Here is an 18,827-nt window from a genome sequence, read left to right as displayed (position 1 = left end):
GGATGAAGATCAGCCGCAGAAAATTTCTCAAGCTAGGCGCGGCTGCGGGCGGCACGGCGGTGGTCAGCGCCGCCGGTCCCGCCATGGCCCGTGGTCCGCAGCAGCCCGATCCCAACTGGGTCGGCATGCTCAACGATTCGGCCCGCTGCATCGGCTGCAAGGCCTGCCAGGCGGCCTGCAAGCGGGAAAACGGCCTGCCGCCGGAGTCGACGCTCGGGGACGCCGAACAGTTCGGCGCGCCGCTCTACGATTCGCCACGGGGGCTGTCGGACAAGACCTACACCGTGATCAAGCTGCATCGCGATCCGCAAAGCGGTGAAACGACCTTCGTCAAGCGCCAGTGCATGCACTGCGTCGATCCGGCCTGCGCCTCGGCCTGCATCGTCGGCGCGCTGAAGAAACAGCCGAACGGCGTGGTGAGCTATGACGCCGACAGGTGCATGGGCTGCCGCTACTGCATGGTCGCCTGTCCCTACAGCATTCCCCAGTTCGAGTACCAGAAGGCGATCCCGTCGATTCGCAAGTGCACCTTCTGCAACGAAAAGCGGCTGCAGAAGGGGAAGCCGACCGCCTGTTCCGAGGCCTGCCCGGCCGGAGCGATCACCTTCGGCAAGCGCAACGATCTGCTCAAGATCGCCAAACAGCGCATCGCCGGACAGCCGGAGCTGTACGATCCGAATGTCTACGGTGAATTCGAGGTCGGCGGCACCGGGGTCTTCTATCTGAGCAAAAAGCAGGTCGGTTTCGCCGCGCTCGGGCTGCCCGATTTCGATTACCGGCCGGTATCGGGGCTGACCGAGAGCATTCAGCACCGGATCTTCCAGTACTTCATTCCGCCGATCGCCGTCTACAGCATTCTGGGCGGCATCATGGCCTACAATCAGCGCCGGAAGAAGAACGCCGGCAAAGGAGGTGCCGACGATGAGCTCTAAGGCTGCGCCTTTGCATCAGAAATTCTGGACCCTGAACGTTGCGCTGCTGTTCTTTTTCATGGCCGGCGGGGTTCTGTTCGCCTATTTCCGTTTCTTTCACGGCTTTGCTTCGGTGGCCAATCTCAACCCCGGCTATCCCTTCGGCATCTGGATCGCCTTCGATGTCGCCTGCGGGGTGGCGCTGGCGGCCGGCGGCTTCACCACCGCCGCCATCGTCGAGATCTTCGGCCGCGAGAAGTACCACGCCCTGGTGCGGCCGGCGATCCTGACCGCCTTTATCGGCTACTTTCTGGTCGCCCTGGCGGTGTTCTTCGATCTCGGCAAGTACTACAACATCTGGCATGCCCTGGTGTACTGGAACGGTACTTCGGTGCTGTTCGAGGTTGCCTGGTGCGTCATGCTCTACCTGACGGTGCTGGCGATCGAAAACCTGCCGAACGTGATCGAGCAGTTCAAGGGCGACCGGCGGCTGCCCGCCTGGATTCTCTGGCTGCTGGAACGGCTCGACCGGTTCTGCAGCAGGACCATGGCCTTTTTCGTCATTGCCGGGGTGGTGCTCTCTTTCGGGCACCAGTCTTCGCTCGGTACCATGATGCTGATCGCGCCCTACAAGCTGCACCCGCTCTGGTACACGCCGCTGTCGCCGCTGCTCTTTCTCACCTCGGCGGTCAGTGTCGGCATCCCGATGGTCATTTTCGAGGGGACCCTGGCGGCGAAGTGCTTCGGCCGCAAGCCGGAGACCGAACTGCTGTCCGGCATCGCCCGCTACATCCCCTGGTTTCTTGGCACCTACCTGCTGCTGCGCATCGGTGATCTCGCCTGGCGCGGGGTGCTGGCCGGCGCCTTTGACGGCAGCGTGCAGGGGAATGCCTTTCTGATCGAGTTCGCCCTGTTCGCCGTTCCCTACTTTCTGCTCAAGCGAAAGCGGGTGAGGAACAATCCGACCCTGCTCTTCTGGTGCTCGGTGTCGGTGATCCTGGCGGTGGTGGCCAACCGTTTCAACGTCTTTCTCGTCGGCATGGACATGGGGCCGGAGTGGAGCTATTTCCCGTCGGTCGGCGAGATCGCGGTCACCCTGGCCTTCGTCGCCTTCGGCGTGCTGCTCTACAAGATCGGGGTGAACTACCTGCCGATTCTGGAAGAGGAACACTGAAAAACGGAGGACCACCAGGAAAGTCTTCAACGCATAAGGCGCGGAGAGGGGGAGAACGCGGAGAAAGCTCATAATGATTCTGGTTTTTTCTGAATCTAAAAGGGGGTTCTCTCCGTCTCTGCCGCTCACCGCTTCTGCGTTGAATTGTTTGGGCCTCGCTCGGTATCCTGAGCGAACGAAGTGAGCGGGTGATAAAGGTTTTCTCCGCCCTGTTTCGTCCATCCCGCTTGACCTGAGAAAGCGGCCTTACGTAGACTGAGAGGAGTTGTTTTCTTGCGAAGGAAATGGTTCTTCTTGGAAACTCGTGCCGCGACACCTCTCAGATCCCGTCCCGGCCCGGCGGAAACGCCGGCCGGGACGCTTGCCTGGTACCGGCTCTCACGCTCCGACATCGATCGTCTGGTGCGTTCGCTGAACAGCGCCTACGAGGTGGTGGGGGCCCGCTGCCGCAACGGCCGCTACACCCTTGATCGCATTACCGACCCGGCCGAGCTGGCGCTGGAGTTTCCGCCCCGGGTCCATTCGCCGAAAAAATTCCTCTTTCCCAACTGGGAGAAGCTCTTCCGCTTTCGCCTTGGCGGCAAGATCATGCTCGAGGCGGAAAAAGCCGCCATGCCGCGCGTGATCTTCGGCATGCATCCCTGTGATCTGCATGCAGTGCGCATCCTCGACGACTGCCTGTTCGAGGGGGAGGCGGACAGCGCCTATCGGGCCAAGCGGCAGGCCACGGTGCTGATCGGCGTCGACTGCGAACCGGACGACTACTGCTTCTGCACCAGCCTCGGCACCGACCGCATCGACAGCGGTTTCGACCTCTTTTTGCACCGGGTCGATGACGGCTACCTGGCCCGGGTCGGCACCCTGCGCGGCCAGCAGCTCCTGCGGCGACACCTGCCGGAGCTGCAGCCGGTCGACGATCCGCATCTGGCACCGGCCAGCAAGGCCTGTCGCCGCAGCATCCGGTTTCCGGTCGAATCGCTGGCGCCGGTTCTCGGCGAGGTCTACGACCATCCGGTGTGGAAGAAGATCGGCGACCGCTGTATCGGCTGCGGCTCCTGCAACCTGCTCTGCCCGACCTGCTATTGCTTCAACGTCCAGGACCGGCTCGACCTCAATCTCAAGGGCGGCGAGCGGGTGCGGACCTGGGATTCCTGCCAGTTCGACCAGTTCACCCGCGTTTCCGGCGGCAGCGATTTCAGGCCCGACCAGACCGACCGCCAGCGGCACCGGTTCTTTCGCAAATACAAGTACCTGTGGGAGAAGCACCAGCGGACGGCTTGCGTCGGCTGCGGACGCTGCAGCCGGGAATGCCTGGCCGGCATCGACAATACCGACGTGCTCAACAGTCTCTTCACCGAGCAGGCGACGGCGGAGTTGACGCCGGCTCCCGGTGTCGAGTATCAGCCGCAGATGGCCGAACTGGTCCATGTCGAGGAGCTGACCGAGCGGGAGAAGCTCTTCCGGCTGCGGCTGCCCAAGGCGGTCGATTTTCGTCCCGGTGCCTTTCTGCAGGTTTCGGTGTTCGGCGTCGGTGAGGCGCCGCTGACCATCGCCTCGGCTCCCGACCCGGAAAACCGTGAAATCGAGCTGGTGGTGCGCGCCAAGGGGAATCTCACCCGAGCCCTGCACCGGCTCTCTGTCGGGGCGGCCATCGGCGTGCGCGGTCCCTTCGGCAACGGCTTTCCGGTCGACGAGTTCGTCGGCAGGGACGTACTGCTGGTGGCCGGCGGCATCGGCCTGGTCACCCTGCGCTCCCTGCTGCTGACCATCCTGGCGCGGCGGCAGGATTTCGGCCGGGTGATGCTGCTCTACGGTTCGCGCAGCGTCGACGCCTTTCTCTTTCGTGACGATCTGAAGCGCTGGCATCTCGGGGAGGAACTCGACTGCCGGTTCGCGGTGCAGGAGTTCAACGCCCGCTGGGGGGTGACCGGCGGCGACATCACCCACCTGTTTCGCGATCTCGACATCGTTCCGGCCCGTGCGGTGGCGGCGGTTTCCGGACCGGCGGTGATGTACCGCAACGTCAATCCGCTGCTGTTCGGCCTCGGTTTCAGCCCCGACAGCGTCTACCTCAATCTCGAGCGGCACATGAAGTGCGGACTCGGCAAGTGCGGCCGATGCCAGATCAACGACATCACCGTCTGCCAGTGCGGTCCGATCTTCCCCTACAGTCGCATCCGTCATCTGCGGGAGGCGATCGAGCGATGAAGCCACGGGTCGGATTCTTCGATTTCGCCAGCTGCGAAGGCTGCCAGCTGACGGTGCTCAACCTGGAGAATGAACTGCTCGACCTGGTCGAGCTGATGGAGATCGTCGAATTCCGGGAGATCAGCTCCGCCCACGGCGAAGAGCTGGACATCGCCTTTGTCGAGGGGAGCATCTGCCGGCCGGAGGATGTGAAGCGTCTCAGAGCCATCCGCGCGCGCAGCCGGCAGCTCATCGCCCTCGGCGCCTGCGCCGATACCGCCGGGATCAACGCCCTGACGAGCGATCGGCCGGTCGCGGAGCTGGTGCGGGAGGTGTATGGTGACAAGGGGGAGGCGTTTCTGGTCGCCGGTCGGCCGCGTCCGCTCGAAGCCTTTGTTCCGGTCGACGGTCGGGTTCCCGGCTGTCCCATCGACGGTGGTGAATTCCTCACAGTGCTGCAGGCCCTGCTTATCGGCCGTACACCGGAGCTGCCGACCTTCGCCGTCTGCGCCGAGTGCAAGCTGCGCGAGTTGCCCTGCACCTTCGAGCGGGACGTCATCTGTCTCGGGCCGATCACCCGGGCCGGCTGCAATGCCCACTGCATCGCCGAGGGTGACCGGTGCCGCGGCTGCCGGGGGATGGTTGACGCTCCCCGTTCCGGGCCCTATTACCGGATTCTCGAGGAGTACGGACTGAGCGAGGAGCAGATCCGCGACGAGCTGCGGCTGTACAACCTGGGCGGAGAGGCGAAGAAATGAAAATTGCCGTCAATCATCTCGCCCGCATCGAGGGTCATGCCAACCTGGTGATCGACAGCGTGCGCGGCACGGTGCGCGAGCTGAGGCTCGAGATCGTCGAGGCGCCGCGCTTTTTCGAGCCGATGCTCACCGGAAGGCACTACAGCGATGTCGCTCACATCGCCGCCCGCATCTGCGGCATCTGTTCCAATTCCCATACCCTGGTTTCCCTGCAGGCCACCGAGCAGGCTCTGGGGATCGAGGTGAGTGAACAGACGCAGTCGCTGCGGCGCCTGCTGGCCTTTGGCGAGATCCTGCAGAGTCATCTGGTGCAGCTTTTCTTCATGGCGCTGCCCGACTATTACGGCGAGGCGAGCATTCTGCCGCTGGTGCATACGGAACGCGCCCTGGTGCAGCATGCCCTCGAACTGAAGAAGCTGGCCAACGACATCCTGCGGGTGGTCGGCGGCCGGCCGGTGCATCCGGTAACGCCGGTGGTCGGCGGTTTCGCCCGTCTGCCCGAGGCCGCCGACCTGCAGGAGCTGCGCCGGCGGCTGGTCCGGGTGCTGCCCGATCTGGAGGCGAGCGTCGAGATTTTCGGCAGCCTCGACTATCCGGATTTCGAACGCGATACCGACTGCTTCTCCCTGCGCGGCGGCGACGACTATCCGCTGTTCGGCCGCCAGCTGGTTTCGAGCGGCGGCGTCGACTGCGCGGTGGAGGATTATCGTGACGTGCTGGAGGAGTACCTGGTCCCCTGGTCGACGGCCAAGTTCGCGCGCCTGCAGGGGCGCTGCTTCATGGTCGGCCCGCTGGCCCGGCTGCGCAACAATTTCGACCTTCTCTCGCCGATGGCGCGGCAGGTGGCCGAGGCTCTGGGGTTGACGCCGGACACGGCCAATCCCTACCGCATTCTGGCCGCCCGGCTGGTGGAGGTGGTCCACGGAGTGGAGCGGGCCATCCACCTGATCGACGAGCTGCTGCTGGCCGGATTGCAGGCCGAAGAACCTCTGCCGCCGCAACGTCATGGCCGGGCGGTTGCCGTCATCGAGGCGCCGCGCGGTCTGCTCTTTCACAGCTACAGCTATGACGCCCAGGGGAGGATCGAACAGGCCGACTGCCTGATTCCCACGGCGCAGAACCTGGCGAACATCGAGGCCGATCTTCGCGCCCGGGTCCCCGAACTGCTGGAGACCGGCCGGGAAGAGCTGACCCGTCAGTGCGAGCAGCTGATCCGGGCCTACGATCCCTGCATCAGCTGCTCGACCCACCTGTTGACCATTGACTTCGCCTGACCTGCTCATTCTCGGCATCGGCAACCTTCTCATGGGCGATGACGGCGTTGGGCCGGCCGTCATCGAACGGTTGCGGCAGAGGCCGCTGCCGGCCGGGGTGACGGTCGAGGACGGTGGCCTGTGCGGGCTGAGCCTGCTCGATTTCTGGCGGGGGTACCGCCGGGTCTGGCTGGTCGACGCCGTCGACATGGGGATGACTGCGGGGAGTTGCCGCTGGATCGATCTCGGGCTGGAGGCGCCGGCCGGCGGCGAGGCGTTCGATGCTCACGGCGATCTGGCTCCGGTGCTGGCCCTGGCCAGGGAGCTCGGCGAGTGGCCGTACGAGTTGCTGCTGCTCGCTGTTCAGCCGCAACGGGTCGAACCCGGGCTGGCCCTGAGTCCGGCGGTCGCCAGAGGCGTTAAGCGGGCGGCGGCGATGATCGTCTCCAGGCTGGCGACGGAATGAAGAGAGGGGTGTGCGGTGGTCAGCCGGTGGTTTCGTTCAGCTCGATGACGAAGGTGGCGCCGCCGCCGGGCGTATCCTCGACCCGAACCCGGCCGTGATAGAGGCGGGCGATCTTCTCGACGATGGCCAGGCCGATGCCGGTTCCCGATCCCTGCGGCCTGTCGCCGCGGGTGAAGGGACGGAAGATCCTTTCCTTTTCACTGTCCGGCAGCCCCCGGCCGTAGTCGCGTACCCACAGGCGGACACAGCTTCCCGCCCGGTCGCCGCCGAGGACGATCCTGCCGCCCGGAGGGCAGCCGTGAGCCAGGGCGTTGCGCAGAAGGTTGCTGATCACCTGGCGCAGAGGGGTCTCCGGCAGCACCGTTTCCGGTAGCGGACCGAGGTCGATGCGGACCCCTTTTTCGTCGATGGTCTCGCTCAGCTCCAGCAGGGTTTCTTCGACCAGTGGCCGGATCGGCGCGGCCTGTTCCCGGTTCGGCAACCGGCCCACCTGGGCCAGACTGAGCAGGTCCTCCATCATTCGCAGCAGCTTGTAGCCCTGTTGTTCGATATCGCTCAGGATCTCCCGGGCGCGTTCATCGAGCTGGTTGCCATATTCCATTTGAAGGAATTCGGCATAGCCGATGATCGGGGTCAACGGCGTACGAAGGTCGTGGGAAACGGTGTGGGCGAAGGACGCCAGCTCGGCGTTGGCCTGTCGCAGGGCTTCTTCGGCTTCCTTGCGTTCGGTGATGTCCCGACAGACGGCCAGCTTTCGTTCTGGGCCATTCGGGCCATGCAGTGGAGTGTGCAGAATTTCATAGATTTTGCCGGTTCGCGGGTTGGAGCGTTCTTCCCGCATTACTTTTCCCGCCAGAATCTGGGCGGAGGGGCAGTGGACACAGGGTTGTTTTTTACCATAGAGAGCTTCATGGCAGATTTTGCCGGTCTGGTCACCGAAACAGGCGATCATGGCCGGATTCATGTATTCGATGCGGTTGTCGGGAGTGACGATGTAGGCGAAATCGGTCATTGCCTCGAGCAGGTTGCTCAAGCGTTTCTTCTCTTCTTCCAGTTCGCGGGTCCGTCTGGCGACCGCCTCCTCGAGCTTGCGGCCGTGGGCGCGCAGTCGCTGTTCCAGCCGTATCTGCCGGCTCAGGTCGATGAAGGATTCGATGCCGCCGACAATCTTTCCCTCGTGGCGCAGGTAGTCGACGTTCTTGCTGATGGTCAGCGGTTTGCCTTCTTTGGTCTTGATGGTGCAGATGGCGTTGCGGATCGGTTTGCGAATGTCGGGATCGTACAGGCCGCAGTTGCGGCCGCATTCGATCCCCTCGAGGATGGAGCAGTGTCTTCCGAGGATTTCCGCCGCCGGATAGCCGGTCAGATCCTCGGCGGCGCGGTTCCAGTAGACGATGTGCTGGTTGCGGTCGACCAGAAAGAGTGCGCTGGGGATGGTGTCGAGGGTCGTCTTCAGCGAGAGAAGATCGATCAGTTTTCTGCTGTTGGTTATGGCGCTCATGACTTCACTTGGACGGATGCGGCCTGAACGAATTCGGGCTGCAGGAAACGGGCGGCCCGGCCCGCCACGGCGATTTCGACCTCGGCGGCGCCGGCGGCGAGCAGTGCCTCGGTGCAGGTTCTGGCTGTGGCTCCCGTGGTCATGACATCGTCGACCAGCAGGACCCGTCGGCCGCCGAGGCGGTCCTGGACACCGAAGGCGCCGCGCAGGTTTCGGCGGCGCTGCTCTGCGGACAGATTCTGTTGCGGGGGCGTCGGCCTTAGGCGTACGAGAAGTCGGTCGGAAAAGGAACTTTGCAGAATTCGCGCCAGTTCTCTGGCGATGAGCTGGGCCTGGTTGAATGTCCGTTTTTTCAGCCGCTCGTAGTGCAGGGGGACGGGGAGCACGAGGTCTGGGGAACCGGCACCGTTCTGGCTCAGCGCCTGTGCCAAAAGGCGTGCCAGAGGACGGTCGAGCAACGGAACAGCGTGATATTTGAGCCGGTGAATCAGTTCCCGCAACAACCCCTGGTAGAGTCCGGCGGCATGGACGATGGCGAAGGGAGGTCGCCGTTTTGCGCAGTCGCCGCACAGGTGGGGCATGTCGTCTGTCGCAGGGTAGGGAAGGGCGCAGACGGGACAGCGGGCTTTGGGCAGCGGCGTGATCGCCGTCAGGCACGAGGCGCAGAACGTCTGCTCGCCGGCAAGCGGGCCGGCGCAGGCGGGACAGACCGGCGGCAGCAACAGGCGGCCGGCATGACACAGTTCTTTCCAGATGTCCCGGCCGTGAAATCTCATCTCCCCTCCGGTTTGGCGCCGCCCGCCGTCAGGGCGTTTTTTGCAGCAGGCTCTGTCCGCTCATGGCCGCCGGTTTTTCCAGTCCGAGCAGGTCGAGCATGGTCGGCGCGATATCGGCCAGGATGCCGTTTTTGAGCCGGGCCTGCCGCAATCTGTCACTGACCAGCAGCAGGGCCACCGGGTTGTCGGTATGCGCCGTGTGCGGCCGTCCCTGTTCGTCGACCATCTTTTCGCAGTTGCCATGGTCGGCGGTGATCAGCAGCTCGCCGCCGGCGGCCAGCACCGCCTCGACCACCTTCCCCAGGCAGTCGTCCACGGTTTCCATCGCCCTGACGGCGGCTTCCATGACCCCGGTGTGGCCGACCATGTCGGGATTGGCGAAGTTGAGCACGATGACGTCGTGGGCGCCGCTTTCGATCTCCCGGATCACGGTGTTTGTCACTTCGCGGGCGCTCATTTCCGGTTTCTGGTCGTAGGTCGCCACTTCCTGGGGCGAAGGGATCAGAATCCGCTTTTCGCCGGGGAAGGGCTCCTCGCCGCCGCCGTTGAAAAAGAAGGTGACGTGAGCGTACTTTTCGGTCTCGGCGATGCGCAGCTGGGTCTTGCCGGCCCGGGCCAGCACCTCGCCGAGAATGTCGGCGTAGCTCTCCGGCGGAAAGGCAATGGGCAGGCCGAAGGTCTCGTCGTACTCGGTCAGGCAGACCCAGGCGGCCAGGTCGGGCACCTCGCCGCGGTCGAAACCGGAGAATTCACGTTCGTTGAAAACGCGGGTCAGTTCGCGGGCGCGGTCGGCGCGAAAGTTGAAAAAGATGACGCCGTCGCCGGAGCGGACCGGGCCGACGGCGAGGCCGTCGGCCTGAATGACGCGCGGCTCGACGAATTCGTCGGTCTGACCGGCGGCGTAGGCGCTTGCGATCGCCTGCGCGCTGTCGGTGGCCGCTTCGCCCTCGCCCCGGGTCAGGGCGCGCCAGGCCTTTTCGATGCGGTCCCAGCGGTTGTCCCGGTCCATGGCGAAGTAGCGGCCGATCACTGTGGCTATCCGGCCGGTGCCGAGCCGCTGCAGTTCGGCTTCCAGCTGTTCCAGGTAGCCGGCGCCGCTTTTGGGCGGCGTGTCGCGACCGTCCATGAAGGCGTGGATGCAGATGTCGCCGATCCCGTGATCACGGGCCATGCGCACTAGGGCGTACAGGTGGCTGTTGTGGGAATGGACGCCGCCGTCGGAAAGCAGGCCGAACAGGTGCAGCCTGCCGCCGCTTTCGCGGATGGCGTCCATCGCCCGGCAAAGAACCGGGTTGCGGAAGAAGTCGCCGTCGGCGATGGCCTTGCTGATGCGGGTCAGGTCCTGGTAGACGATGCGGCCGGCGCCGATGTTGAGATGGCCGACCTCCGAATTGCCCATCTGGCCGGCGGGAAGACCGACGTCCTCTCCCGACGCTCCGAGCAGGGTGTGGGGATATTGGCTGAACAGGCGGTCGAGCACCGGGGTTTTCGCCTGGCAGACGGCGTTGGTGTCGGTACATTCGGCCTGGCCCCAGCCATCGAGGATGATCAGGGCCAGGGGCTTGCGCGGGTTGTCTTTCATGTCTGGCTATCTTTCCCCGTGGTGAATCTCCCGCACTTCCAGTGGGCGGGCGTCACGGAAGAGCTGACGGTTGATGAGACTCAGGCTGCCCCAGGTGCTGCAGCTGTCGCAGCGGCTGTGCCACTCCTCCGACGGGGTGCCGCAATTGTCGCAGACGTAGCCGAGCCGCAGGTGCTTGTTGGTGCCGAGGGCGCGCTGGTATTCCTCGATCGCCTCCGGCAGGCGGTCGCGGCGCCGATAGGCCTCGCCGAGCAGGAAGTTGAGCTGGCTCGATTCGACGCCGGCGTTTTCGACCGTCTGGAGCTGTTCGATCGCTTCGTCGACCATCTCCAGCCGCAGGCAGAACTTGCCGAAAAAGAGGCGCAGCATCATGTCATCCGGCTGCTTTTCAACCTCCGCGCGGTAGAAGGCCAGCAGGCTGGCGGGATCCTCGACGCCCATGAAATGGTCCTCGAGCCGGGAGAGGAAGACGCCGCGTCCCAGTTTTCTGTAGCCTTCCTGCCAGGTCTGCACCGCCTCGTCGCTGCGGTTCAGGGCGAGCTGCGCATCACCGAGGGAGACGCGGGCGGGAACGAAATCGGGCTGCTCCTTGACCAGTTCCTGGAAGGCGCCCAGCGCCTCGTCGGCCTTGCCGGCCTCGAGCCGGCCGCGGGCGACTTCGTAGCGCAGCCGGGACAGCAGCTTCTTCTCCTCGTCCAGCCGGCTGCTGCCCTGGGCGACCTTGATCACCCGCTTCTGCAGCTCGAGGGCCTCTTCCCAGTTGCCTTCCTTCATGGCCAGGCTGCGCAGGGAGCGGAGCGCCTTGCGGTTGCCGGCCTCCAGCGCCAGGATTTCCTGGTAGGCGGCGCGGGCCTGGTCGATGTTGCCCATCTCTTCGTGGGTGCTGGCGAGCTTGAACAGCGGTTCGAGGTTTTTCGGGTCGATCTGCCAGGCCTGGCTGAGCAGCTTGATCGCCGCCTCGCCCTGGCCGTCCTGCAGCTCGAGGTTGGCCATGGCGATCAGGGTGTCGACCCGTTTCGGATCGCGGTCCAGGGCCTTTTGCAGCAGGGTGCGGGCCTTCTTCAGGTCGCCGGACAGCAGCCGGCTGACCCCTTCCCGGTAGATGGTTTCGATTTCCTTGGCCTTCTTTTCGTTGCGATCGCGGCGCCAGTGCTTGAGCTGGTGGGTGATGAGGCTGTAGATGTGGGCGCCGTAGCCGATGACCAGGCCGACGAGAACAAAGCCGAGGATGAGCAGGGCCGGCGAGAAGGTGATGCTGTGGTCGGGCCAGTAGTAGAGGGTGATGTCCTCCGGGTTGAGCCAGCTGCAGTAGATGAAGAAGGAGAGAAAGAGGATGATCAGCAAGAGAAATCCGAGAATCGTCATGGCGTGCTCCCGAGGCCTGTAGTCCACTGGCTATTCATTGTAACCTATTCGCCGAATTTTTCGATGTCCGTCTTGCACTCGATGCAGTAGCGGGAGAAGGGGCGGACCTTCATGCGCTGGGGGCTGATCTCTTCCTCGCAGCGGGCGCAGATGCCGTATTCGCCGTTGTCGATCTTTTCCAGGGCGGTATCAATGTCCCGCAGCTTTTGCCGCAGGTTTTCGCTCAGGTTGAGCAGGACGTTGCGGTTGGCGGCGTTGGCCGAGACGTCGCTGATGTCCGGCAGGTTTTCCTGGCCGAGTTCGCGGTAAGTGTTGAGCGATTCCTGTGTCTCCTGGAGAACCTGCCGGCGCATCTCCAGAAGGGTCTTGCGAGCTGTTTCGAGTTCTTCCTGGTTCATGACCCCTCCTGCCCCCTTTCAGGCGTTATGGTAAGGTTCGTTGCGGATAATGGTCAGCCCCCGGTAGAGCTGTTCGAGGGCGATCAGCCGTGCCATCTGGTGGGTGAAGGTCAGCCGGGAGAGGGAGAGAACCCTGTCGGCGCTGCCGGTGACCTCCGCACTCAGACCCCAGGCGCCGCCGATGACGACGTTCAGGTAGCGGCTGCCGGCGGTCATCTCCTGCTCGATCAGGCGGGCCAACCCCGCCGAGTCGGTCTGTTGTCCCTTCTCGTCCAGCGCCCACAGTCTGCCCGGCCGGCGGACCTGGTCGAGAATCGCCCGCCCTTCGCGGCTTCTGATCGTGTCGGGCAGTGTCTTGCCGCCGCTCTTCTCTTCCTTCAGTTCGATGATCTCCACCGGCAGGTAGCGCTGCAGCCGCTTCCGGTATTCGGCGGCGCCGTCCCTGATGAAGGACAAAGAAAGCCTGCCGACGCAGATCAGGCGGATCTTCACCCGACGGTCTCCGCTGCCGGCTGCGGGATTTCACTCGCCTCGCTCCACAGCCCCTCCAGGTCGTAGAATTCACGCACCTGGGGCTGAAAGACGTGCACCATGACGTCGCCGTAGTCGATGAGGACCCAGCGGCCCTCGTCCATGCCTTCCACCGCCAGCGGGCTGCACTGGTGCCGGTGTTTCATTTCCAGACGGATGTTCTCCGCCACCGCCTGGACGTGCCGGTCGGAGGTGCCGGAGGCGATGACGAGGTAGTCGGTCAGGGAGGAGATGCCGGCGACTTCGAGAATCTTCAGGTCGAGTGCTTTCTTGTCGAGCGCCAGGCCGGCGCACAGCAGGGCCCGATCTTTCGGTTGCAAATGCCAGTCCTTTCTCAAATCCGATAGAGCTGTTCCCTCTCGATCAGGTCGACGACCGGATCGGGGACCAGGTAGCGGATGGAACGTCGTTCGGCCACCAGCCGCCGGATCGCGGTCGACGAAATGTCGAGGCGGGTTTCCTGGAGAAAAATCAGCCAGTTTCCGCTCCGATGGCGCCATTTTTCGGGTGAGCAACTATAACAGAACTGTTTTTGCACTGCAACGGGCAGCAGCTGCATGGGCTCGGTCGCCTCGGCGCCGGGGCGATGGGCGACCACCAGGTTGGTCAGTTCGGGAATCCGGGCGTAATCCTTCCAGGACGGAAGGTCGCGGAAGGAATCGAAACCGATGATGAAGTAGAACTCGTCCTGCGGGTAGAGCTCGTGCAGCCGTTGCAGGGTGTCGACCGTGTAGTTGGGGCCGGGGTGCTCACGCTCGATGGCGCAGGCGGCGAAGGCCGGGTGATCGGCGATCGCCACCTCGACCATGGCGAGGCGGGTGGCGAAGGGGACCCTGGCCGCGATCCGCTTGTGCGGCGGCGTGTCCGCGACGAGAAAGAGGACCCGGTCCAGGCCGCAGGCTTCCCGCACCTCCTCGGCGATCCGCAGATGGGCCAGATGGATGGGATTGAAGGTGCCGCCGAGGATGCCGGTCTTCATCGCGCCTCCGCTACTCCCGCACCTGCCCTTCGCCCAAGACGATGAACTTGCGGGTGGTCAGATCCTCCAGACCCATGGGGCCGAAGGAGTGGAGCTTGGTGGTGGAAATGCCGATTTCGGCGCCGAGTCCGAGCTGGCCGCCGTCGGCGAAGCGGGTCGAGGCGTTGACCACCACGGTGCTGGAATTGACCTGCCGCAGGAACTGTTGCGCCCGGGCGTAGTCGCGGGTGACGATCGCCTCGGTGTGCAGCGAGCCGTAGCGGTTGATGTGGTCGATCGCCTCGTCGATCGACGCCACCACCCGCACCGCCAGGATCAGGTCGAGATATTCGGCTGCCCAGTCCTCTTCGCCGGCCGCCGCGACCTCAGGGGCGAATTTCCGGACCACCGGGCAGCCGCGGACTTCGACTCCGGCCTGCTGCAGGGCGGCGGTGATGCGGGGGACGAAGGTTTCGGCGATATCCTGGTGGATCAGCAGGGTTTCCATGGCGTTGCAGACGCCGGGGCGCTGCACCTTGGCGTTGAGGGCGATCCGCTCGGCCATGTCGAAGTCGGCATCGGCGTCGACGTAGACATGGCAGACCCCCTTGTAGTGCTTGATCACCGGAATCCGCGAGTTTTCCGCCACGAAGCGGATCAGGCCCTCGCCGCCGCGGGGGATGACGAGATCGATCTGCTCCTCCAGCTTCAGCAGTTCGGTCACCGCCTGGCGGTCGGTGGTGGGAACCACTTGGACGGCGGCCTCCGGCAGGTTCCGTCGCTTGAGTTGCTCACGCAGAATGGCGCCGATGGCGGTGTTGGAATGAATCGCTTCCGAACCGCCGCGCAGAATGACGGCGTTGCCGCTCTTCAGGCAGAGCCCGGCGGCGTCGGCGGTGACGTTGGGCCGGCTTTCGTAGATGATGCCGATGACCCCCAGCGGAATGCGCATGCGTCCGACCTGCAGTTCGTTCGGCCGTTTCCACATGCCGGTGATCTCGCCCACCGGATCGGGCAGGGCGGCAACTTCCCGCAGGCCGTCGGCCATGCCGCGGATGCGGCTTTCGGTCAGCTCCAGACGGTCGAGCATGGCCGCCGACAGGCCGTTGGCGCGTCCGGCCTCCAGGTCGAGGGCGTTTTGCCGCTGCAGGCTTTCCTTTTCGGCCTCCAGCGCGTCGGCCATGCCGCACAGCAGCTCGTTCTTGATCCGGCTCGAAAGGCCGGCAACGATGCGGGACGCCTCTTTGGCCTCCCGGGCTATCTGGAGCATCTGCTCACGAATGGTCATCGCTCTCCTCCATGGCGCGGGTACGGTCCCGGTCGAGGACCAGGTCGTCCCGGTGCACGATTTCATCTCCATATTTGTAGCCGAGAACGGCCTCGATATCGAAAGTCTTGCGGCCCATGATACGGGCCAGCTCGTCGTGGGCGTAGTTGACGATGCCGCGCGCCAGCTCCCGGCCCTGCCGGTCGCAGATACGGACGGCGTCGCCGCGCTCGAAGCGCCCTTCCATGCCGATGATGCCGGTCGGCAGCAGGCTCTTGCCCTGGGCGGTCAGCGCCCGGGCGGCGCCCTCGTCGAGGCGCAGGCTCCCCTGCGGTTTCTTGGTGAAGGCGATCCAGTGCTTGCGGGCGGCCATCTTTCCGGGGGCCGGCCGGAAAAGGGTGCCGACCGGCTCGCCGGCGAACAGGCGCAGGAGCTGTCCCGTTTTTTTGCCGTTGAGAATGACGGTCGCCGCGCCGCAGAGGCTGGCCCGCTGTGCCGCCTTCAGTTTGGTGACCATGCCGCCGGTTCCCAGTTTCGAGGCTGATTCGCCGGCCATTGCCTCGATCTCGGGAGTGATCCTCTCGACCTCGTGCAGCAGGCGGGCGTCCGGATGCCTGCCCGGATCGCGGTCGTACAGGCCGTCGACGTCCGAGAGGATGACCAGCAGGTTGGCCTCGACCAGGTTGGCGGTCATTGCCGAGAGATTGTCGTTGTCGCCGAAGCGCAGCTCCTCGACGACGACGGTGTCGTTTTCGTTGATGATCGGGATCACCCGATGTTCCAGCAGGGTCATCAGGGTGTTGCGGGCGTTGAGGTAGCGTCGCCGGTTGTTCAGGTCATCGCGGGTGAGCAGAACCTGGGCCACCAGATGTCCGCGCGGCCGCAACTGCTCCTTGTAGGCGCGCATCAGCCGGCTCTGGCCGATGGCGGCTGCCGCCTGGCGCAGCGGGATGCTCGGCGGCCGGCCGTCGATGCCCAGCTCCTTTTTGCCGGCGGCGACGGCGCCGGAGGAAACCAGGATGATTTCGTATCCCCGGCGCAGCAGGGTGTCGACATCCTCGCAGATGGCCGCGATGCGGGCCGCGTCCAGCCCCTGGTCGGTGGAGATGACGCCGCTTCCGATCTTGATGACCAGGCGGCGGACGGATGCGAGAATGTCTTTGCGCATATTCTAACTGTCCGGTTTTTATGGAAAAACAAACTCTACTTGCGGTGGCCGCCCGTTGTCAACTCTCCTCTTTTTCGGCGCGCCGGCGGTCGAGTTCCCGCCCCAGGGCGGCGACCAGCTCATTCAGCCCTTCGCCGGTGGCGGCCGAGATGCAGAACACCCGGTAGCCGCGGTCTTCGAACAGCCGGCGCATGGCCGGCGTGCGTTCCCGCACTTCGGTCAGGTCCTGCTTGGTCAGCACCACGAAGCGGGGTTTGTCGGCCAGCAGCGGGTTGTGCTGGCGCAGTTCGCGGCCGAGCATGTCGAAGCTTTCGACCGGGTCCTGCTCCTGCAGGTCGGAGAGATCGACCAGGTGCAGAAAGAGGTCGGTCCGTTCGACATGGCGCAGAAAGCGGGTGCCCAGACCCTGCCCCTGGCTGGCGCCCTCGATCAGTCCGGGGATGTCGGCCATGACGAAGCTGCGAAAGCCTCCGTAGCGCACCACCCCCAGGTTCGGCACCAGGGTGGTGAAGGGATAGTCGGCGATCTTGGGCCGGGCGGCGGAAACGGCGCTGATCAGGGTGCTCTTGCCGGCGTTGGGCAGGCCGATCAGGCCGACGTCGGCCAGCAGTTTCAGCTCAAGGCGCAGCTGACGTTCCTCCCCGGGAAGCCCGGGCTGGGCGTAGCGCGGCGCCTGGTTGGTGCTGCTGGCGAAGCGGGCGTTGCCGCGGCCGCCGCGGCCGCCGCGCAACAGCAGAATCCGCTCGCCCACCGCGGTGAGATCGGCCAGCTTTTCCCCCGTCTGTTCGTCGTAGACCAGGGTGCCGGGCGGCACCCTGAGGATCAGGTCGTCGCCGTTGCGGCCGTGGCGGTTCTTGCCCATGCCCGGCGCGCCGTTGCCGGCCCGGTAGACCTTCTGGTAGCGCAGGTCGAGCAGGGTCGACAGCCCGCCGTCGACCTCGAACAGCACGTCGCCGCCGTCGCCGCCGTCGCCGCCGTCCGGTCCCCCCTTGGGTACGAACCGCTCCCGCCGGAAGGAGACGCAGCCGCGACCGCCGTCGCCGGCCTTGACATGGATTCTTACTTCATCGACGAAGTTCATGGAAATGTCGGGTGTCGGGCGTCAGGCGGCTGGTTCTGGGAGATGAAGTCCCCGCTGTCTGATGCCCGGTGCCTGCCTTTTTAAACCAAAAGCCCGAAGTTCGACGAACCTCGGGCTTTTGGTGTCTGCTGTCATGGGTGCAACTCAGTCGGCGTAGACGCTGACCTTCTTGCGGGTCTTGCCGTAGCGCTCGAATTTCACCACGCCATCGACCAGGGCGTACAGGGTGTAGTCCTTGCCGCAGCCGACGTTGTTGCCGGGATGGATGGTGGTGCCGCGCTGACGCACAAGAATCGAGCCGGCGCTGACCTTCTGGCCACCGAAGCGCTTGACACCGAGGCGCTTGCCAATGCTGTCGCGACCGTTTTTGGAGCTGCCACCCGCTTTTTTGTGTGCCATGGGTTTTTCTCCTTAAGCTTCGATGCCCGTGATTTTCAGGCGTGTGATGGGTTGGCGGTGCCCGTACTTCTTGCGATAGTTCTTGCGCCGCTTCGACTTGAAGACAAGGATCTTCTTGCCCTTGCCCTGTTCGACGATTTGCGCCTTCACTTTCGCGCCAGGCAATAGAGGTGTTCCGATCTTGACCTCTTCTCCGCCGACCATGAGGACTTCACTCAGCTCGATGGTGTCACCCACCGCGCCTTCCAGTTTTTCGACCTTCAGCAGGTCGCCTTCGGAAACTTTGTATTGCTTGCCTCCGGTCTTGATCACCGCGTACATCCAACTCACCTCGCTCTCGTCTGGGTCTGGTCCGGTATTCACCCGGAACAACGCACTATATTGCCCCTGCCGGGGGGCTGTCAAGAGAAAATCCGGGATTCGGGGAGGGGGTGGGCGGGGCCTGAAAGCGGGGGGCCGGTGGCAACTACCCGCCTTCAGGCTGGGTCAGTTTTTTTCGCTCGACCCATGTGGTTTGCTACTTTTTCTGGATTATTTTGTCTCCATTACAGGTGAAAATTTGCTCGTGCTCAAAAAGTCCCCACCATGTCTTTTCTGCCAGGACTATTTCCGATTCCAAGGGTTTTAAAGTATATGAAAACTGGTGAAATTTAGCGAACCAGAAGCCTCCTGCTGCTATTATTCCTAATAGAATTAATGCTAAAATTCCAGCGAAAAAACCAGATTTTTTCTCGTAGTTTTGTGCGATTTTCAATAGTTCCTTTTTTTTAGATTCTTCAATTTCTAGTTCTAGTATTTTGTCAATCAGTTCCATTTGCTTCTCTCATTATTTGTAAGCTAACGGTACATGATAAGAGGTGGCGACGCGAGCTTGTGTTAACCACCGACGTTTCAGATTTCGTTTTTCGAGAAGTACGCCTATATTTTCCGTCCTCTTGATTTTGTGTTTGCAAAATAGGGGTCACCCATTAAAAAGACACCGGTCAATTGAAAAAACGACTCCCGCGCGAGAGATTTAGCCTTTCTCGCCTTTGATCGTGACCACCGGTCAC

Annotated in this window: 20 protein-coding genes; 6 read left to right on the top strand and 14 right to left on the bottom strand. The window is 63.7% G+C overall.

Translation table 11 applies throughout. The features are described 5' to 3' along the window. Positions 1 to 2 precede the first annotated feature (2 nt). The 6 genes from hybA to EDC39_RS12295 all read left to right on the top strand — a co-directional run bounded on the left by hybA (position 3) and on the right by EDC39_RS12295 (position 6,749). A complete protein-coding gene (gene hybA, locus EDC39_RS12320; protein WP_148896701.1) occupies positions 3 to 932 on the top strand; it encodes a hydrogenase 2 operon protein HybA in 930 nt (309 codons plus the stop codon). After that, a complete protein-coding gene (gene nrfD, locus EDC39_RS12315) occupies positions 922 to 2,085 on the top strand; it encodes an NrfD/PsrC family molybdoenzyme membrane anchor subunit (RefSeq protein WP_148896700.1) in 1,164 nt (387 codons plus the stop codon). Before hybA ends, nrfD begins: the two co-directional genes overlap by 11 nt. 294 nt (positions 2,086 to 2,379) lie before the next feature. Next, on the top strand, positions 2,380 to 4,293 hold the full coding sequence (locus tag EDC39_RS12310; RefSeq protein WP_148896699.1) for a 4Fe-4S dicluster domain-containing protein: 1,914 nt from the start codon (positions 2,380 to 2,382) through the stop codon (positions 4,291 to 4,293). Continuing rightward, positions 4,290 to 5,030: an NADH-quinone oxidoreductase subunit B family protein gene (locus EDC39_RS12305; protein ID WP_187426790.1), complete on the top strand. Its 741-nt coding sequence runs from the start codon at positions 4,290 to 4,292 to the stop codon at positions 5,028 to 5,030. The genes EDC39_RS12310 and EDC39_RS12305 overlap by 4 nt, the downstream gene beginning before the upstream one ends. Next, positions 5,027 to 6,304 (top strand): Ni/Fe hydrogenase subunit alpha, encoded by a 1,278-nt coding sequence (locus tag EDC39_RS12300; RefSeq protein ID WP_148896697.1) that lies wholly within the window; start codon positions 5,027 to 5,029, stop codon positions 6,302 to 6,304. The genes EDC39_RS12305 and EDC39_RS12300 overlap by 4 nt, the downstream gene beginning before the upstream one ends. Continuing rightward, a complete protein-coding gene (locus EDC39_RS12295; RefSeq protein WP_148896696.1) occupies positions 6,291 to 6,749 on the top strand; it encodes a hydrogenase maturation protease in 459 nt (152 codons plus the stop codon). The genes EDC39_RS12300 and EDC39_RS12295 overlap by 14 nt, the downstream gene beginning before the upstream one ends. A 19-nt stretch (positions 6,750 to 6,768) precedes the next feature. On the opposite strand, the gene EDC39_RS12290 is transcribed toward EDC39_RS12295, so the two are convergent. The 14 genes from EDC39_RS12290 to EDC39_RS12225 all read right to left on the bottom strand — a co-directional run bounded on the left by EDC39_RS12290 (position 6,769) and on the right by EDC39_RS12225 (position 18,589). Then, positions 6,769 to 8,250, bottom strand: a complete 1,482-nt coding sequence (locus EDC39_RS12290; RefSeq protein WP_148896695.1) for a PAS domain-containing sensor histidine kinase — start codon at positions 8,248 to 8,250, stop codon at positions 6,769 to 6,771. Beyond that, positions 8,247 to 9,026 (bottom strand): ComF family protein, encoded by a 780-nt coding sequence (locus EDC39_RS12285; RefSeq protein WP_148896694.1) that lies wholly within the window; start codon positions 9,024 to 9,026, stop codon positions 8,247 to 8,249. Before EDC39_RS12285 ends, EDC39_RS12290 begins: the two co-directional genes overlap by 4 nt. A 28-nt stretch (positions 9,027 to 9,054) precedes the next feature. Continuing rightward, complete coding sequence (gpmI, locus tag EDC39_RS12280) at positions 9,055 to 10,608, bottom strand: 2,3-bisphosphoglycerate-independent phosphoglycerate mutase (protein ID WP_148896693.1); 1,554 nt, start codon at positions 10,606 to 10,608, stop codon at positions 9,055 to 9,057. Between the two features lie 6 nt (positions 10,609 to 10,614). Next, a complete protein-coding gene (locus EDC39_RS12275) occupies positions 10,615 to 11,973 on the bottom strand; it encodes a tetratricopeptide repeat protein (RefSeq protein ID WP_148896692.1) in 1,359 nt (452 codons plus the stop codon). Between the two features lie 44 nt (positions 11,974 to 12,017). After that, positions 12,018 to 12,371 carry a TraR/DksA family transcriptional regulator gene (locus EDC39_RS12270; protein WP_148896691.1) on the bottom strand — a complete coding sequence of 118 codons (354 nt, stop codon included), beginning with the start codon at positions 12,369 to 12,371 and terminating at the stop codon, positions 12,018 to 12,020. Positions 12,372 to 12,389: 18 nt separating this feature from the next. Beyond that, positions 12,390 to 12,863 carry a 23S rRNA (pseudouridine(1915)-N(3))-methyltransferase RlmH gene (locus tag EDC39_RS12265; RefSeq protein WP_148896690.1) on the bottom strand — a complete coding sequence of 158 codons (474 nt, stop codon included), beginning with the start codon at positions 12,861 to 12,863 and terminating at the stop codon, positions 12,390 to 12,392. Then, positions 12,860 to 13,222: a ribosome silencing factor gene (gene rsfS, locus EDC39_RS12260; protein WP_148896689.1), complete on the bottom strand. Its 363-nt coding sequence runs from the start codon at positions 13,220 to 13,222 to the stop codon at positions 12,860 to 12,862. Before rsfS ends, EDC39_RS12265 begins: the two co-directional genes overlap by 4 nt. 14 nt (positions 13,223 to 13,236) lie before the next feature. Continuing rightward, positions 13,237 to 13,881, bottom strand: a complete 645-nt coding sequence (gene nadD, locus EDC39_RS12255; protein ID WP_148896688.1) for a nicotinate-nucleotide adenylyltransferase — start codon at positions 13,879 to 13,881, stop codon at positions 13,237 to 13,239. Between the two features lie 10 nt (positions 13,882 to 13,891). Continuing rightward, a complete protein-coding gene (locus tag EDC39_RS12250; RefSeq protein WP_148896687.1) occupies positions 13,892 to 15,148 on the bottom strand; it encodes a glutamate-5-semialdehyde dehydrogenase in 1,257 nt (418 codons plus the stop codon). Then, on the bottom strand, positions 15,135 to 16,295 hold the full coding sequence (gene proB / locus EDC39_RS12245) for a glutamate 5-kinase (protein WP_148896686.1): 1,161 nt from the start codon (positions 16,293 to 16,295) through the stop codon (positions 15,135 to 15,137). The genes EDC39_RS12250 and proB overlap by 14 nt, the downstream gene beginning before the upstream one ends. A 58-nt stretch (positions 16,296 to 16,353) precedes the next feature. Further along, on the bottom strand, positions 16,354 to 17,376 hold the full coding sequence (gene obgE / locus EDC39_RS12240) for a GTPase ObgE (RefSeq protein ID WP_148896685.1): 1,023 nt from the start codon (positions 17,374 to 17,376) through the stop codon (positions 16,354 to 16,356). Positions 17,377 to 17,520: 144 nt separating this feature from the next. Then, on the bottom strand, positions 17,521 to 17,775 hold the full coding sequence (rpmA, locus tag EDC39_RS12235; RefSeq protein ID WP_148896684.1) for a 50S ribosomal protein L27: 255 nt from the start codon (positions 17,773 to 17,775) through the stop codon (positions 17,521 to 17,523). A gap of 12 nt (positions 17,776 to 17,787) precedes the next feature. Then, positions 17,788 to 18,096: a 50S ribosomal protein L21 gene (rplU, locus tag EDC39_RS12230; protein ID WP_148896683.1), complete on the bottom strand. Its 309-nt coding sequence runs from the start codon at positions 18,094 to 18,096 to the stop codon at positions 17,788 to 17,790. Between the two features lie 196 nt (positions 18,097 to 18,292). Further along, entirely contained in the window at positions 18,293 to 18,589 is a 297-nt protein-coding gene (locus EDC39_RS12225; protein WP_148896682.1) for a hypothetical protein, read from the bottom strand. Between the last annotated feature and the right edge of the window lie 238 nt (positions 18,590 to 18,827).

Source organism: Geothermobacter ehrlichii, assembly GCF_008124615.1.
GTDB lineage: Bacteria > Desulfobacterota > Desulfuromonadia > Desulfuromonadales > Geothermobacteraceae > Geothermobacter > Geothermobacter ehrlichii.
The sequence above is the reverse complement of the archived record's forward strand: the minus strand, read 5'-3'. Positions and strand labels throughout refer to the sequence as shown.

What these genes read in the sequence shown, in the direction of transcription:
- rpmA (WP_148896684.1), bottom strand. Translation starts at nt 17,775, where the DNA reads ATGGCACACAAAAAAGCGGGTGGCAGCTCCAAAAACGGTCGCGACAGC.
- EDC39_RS12275 (WP_148896692.1), bottom strand. Translation starts at nt 11,973, where the DNA reads ATGACGATTCTCGGATTTCTCTTGCTGATCATCCTCTTTCTCTCCTTC.
- obgE (WP_148896685.1), bottom strand. Translation starts at nt 17,376, where the DNA reads ATGAACTTCGTCGATGAAGTAAGAATCCATGTCAAGGCCGGCGACGGC.
- nadD (WP_148896688.1), bottom strand. Translation starts at nt 13,881, where the DNA reads ATGAAGACCGGCATCCTCGGCGGCACCTTCAATCCCATCCATCTGGCC.
- gpmI (WP_148896693.1), bottom strand. Translation starts at nt 10,608, where the DNA reads ATGAAAGACAACCCGCGCAAGCCCCTGGCCCTGATCATCCTCGATGGC.
- EDC39_RS12270 (WP_148896691.1), bottom strand. Translation starts at nt 12,371, where the DNA reads ATGAACCAGGAAGAACTCGAAACAGCTCGCAAGACCCTTCTGGAGATG.
- EDC39_RS12285 (WP_148896694.1), bottom strand. Translation starts at nt 9,026, where the DNA reads ATGAGATTTCACGGCCGGGACATCTGGAAAGAACTGTGTCATGCCGGC.
- EDC39_RS12300 (WP_148896697.1), top strand. Translation starts at nt 5,027, where the DNA reads ATGAAAATTGCCGTCAATCATCTCGCCCGCATCGAGGGTCATGCCAAC.
- hybA (WP_148896701.1), top strand. Translation starts at nt 3, where the DNA reads ATGAAGATCAGCCGCAGAAAATTTCTCAAGCTAGGCGCGGCTGCGGGC.
- EDC39_RS12305 (WP_187426790.1), top strand. Translation starts at nt 4,290, where the DNA reads ATGAAGCCACGGGTCGGATTCTTCGATTTCGCCAGCTGCGAAGGCTGC.
- EDC39_RS12250 (WP_148896687.1), bottom strand. Translation starts at nt 15,148, where the DNA reads ATGACCATTCGTGAGCAGATGCTCCAGATAGCCCGGGAGGCCAAAGAG.
- EDC39_RS12290 (WP_148896695.1), bottom strand. Translation starts at nt 8,250, where the DNA reads ATGAGCGCCATAACCAACAGCAGAAAACTGATCGATCTTCTCTCGCTG.
- nrfD (WP_148896700.1), top strand. Translation starts at nt 922, where the DNA reads ATGAGCTCTAAGGCTGCGCCTTTGCATCAGAAATTCTGGACCCTGAAC.
- rplU (WP_148896683.1), bottom strand. Translation starts at nt 18,096, where the DNA reads ATGTACGCGGTGATCAAGACCGGAGGCAAGCAATACAAAGTTTCCGAA.
- proB (WP_148896686.1), bottom strand. Translation starts at nt 16,295, where the DNA reads ATGCGCAAAGACATTCTCGCATCCGTCCGCCGCCTGGTCATCAAGATC.
- EDC39_RS12225 (WP_148896682.1), bottom strand. Translation starts at nt 18,589, where the DNA reads ATGGAACTGATTGACAAAATACTAGAACTAGAAATTGAAGAATCTAAA.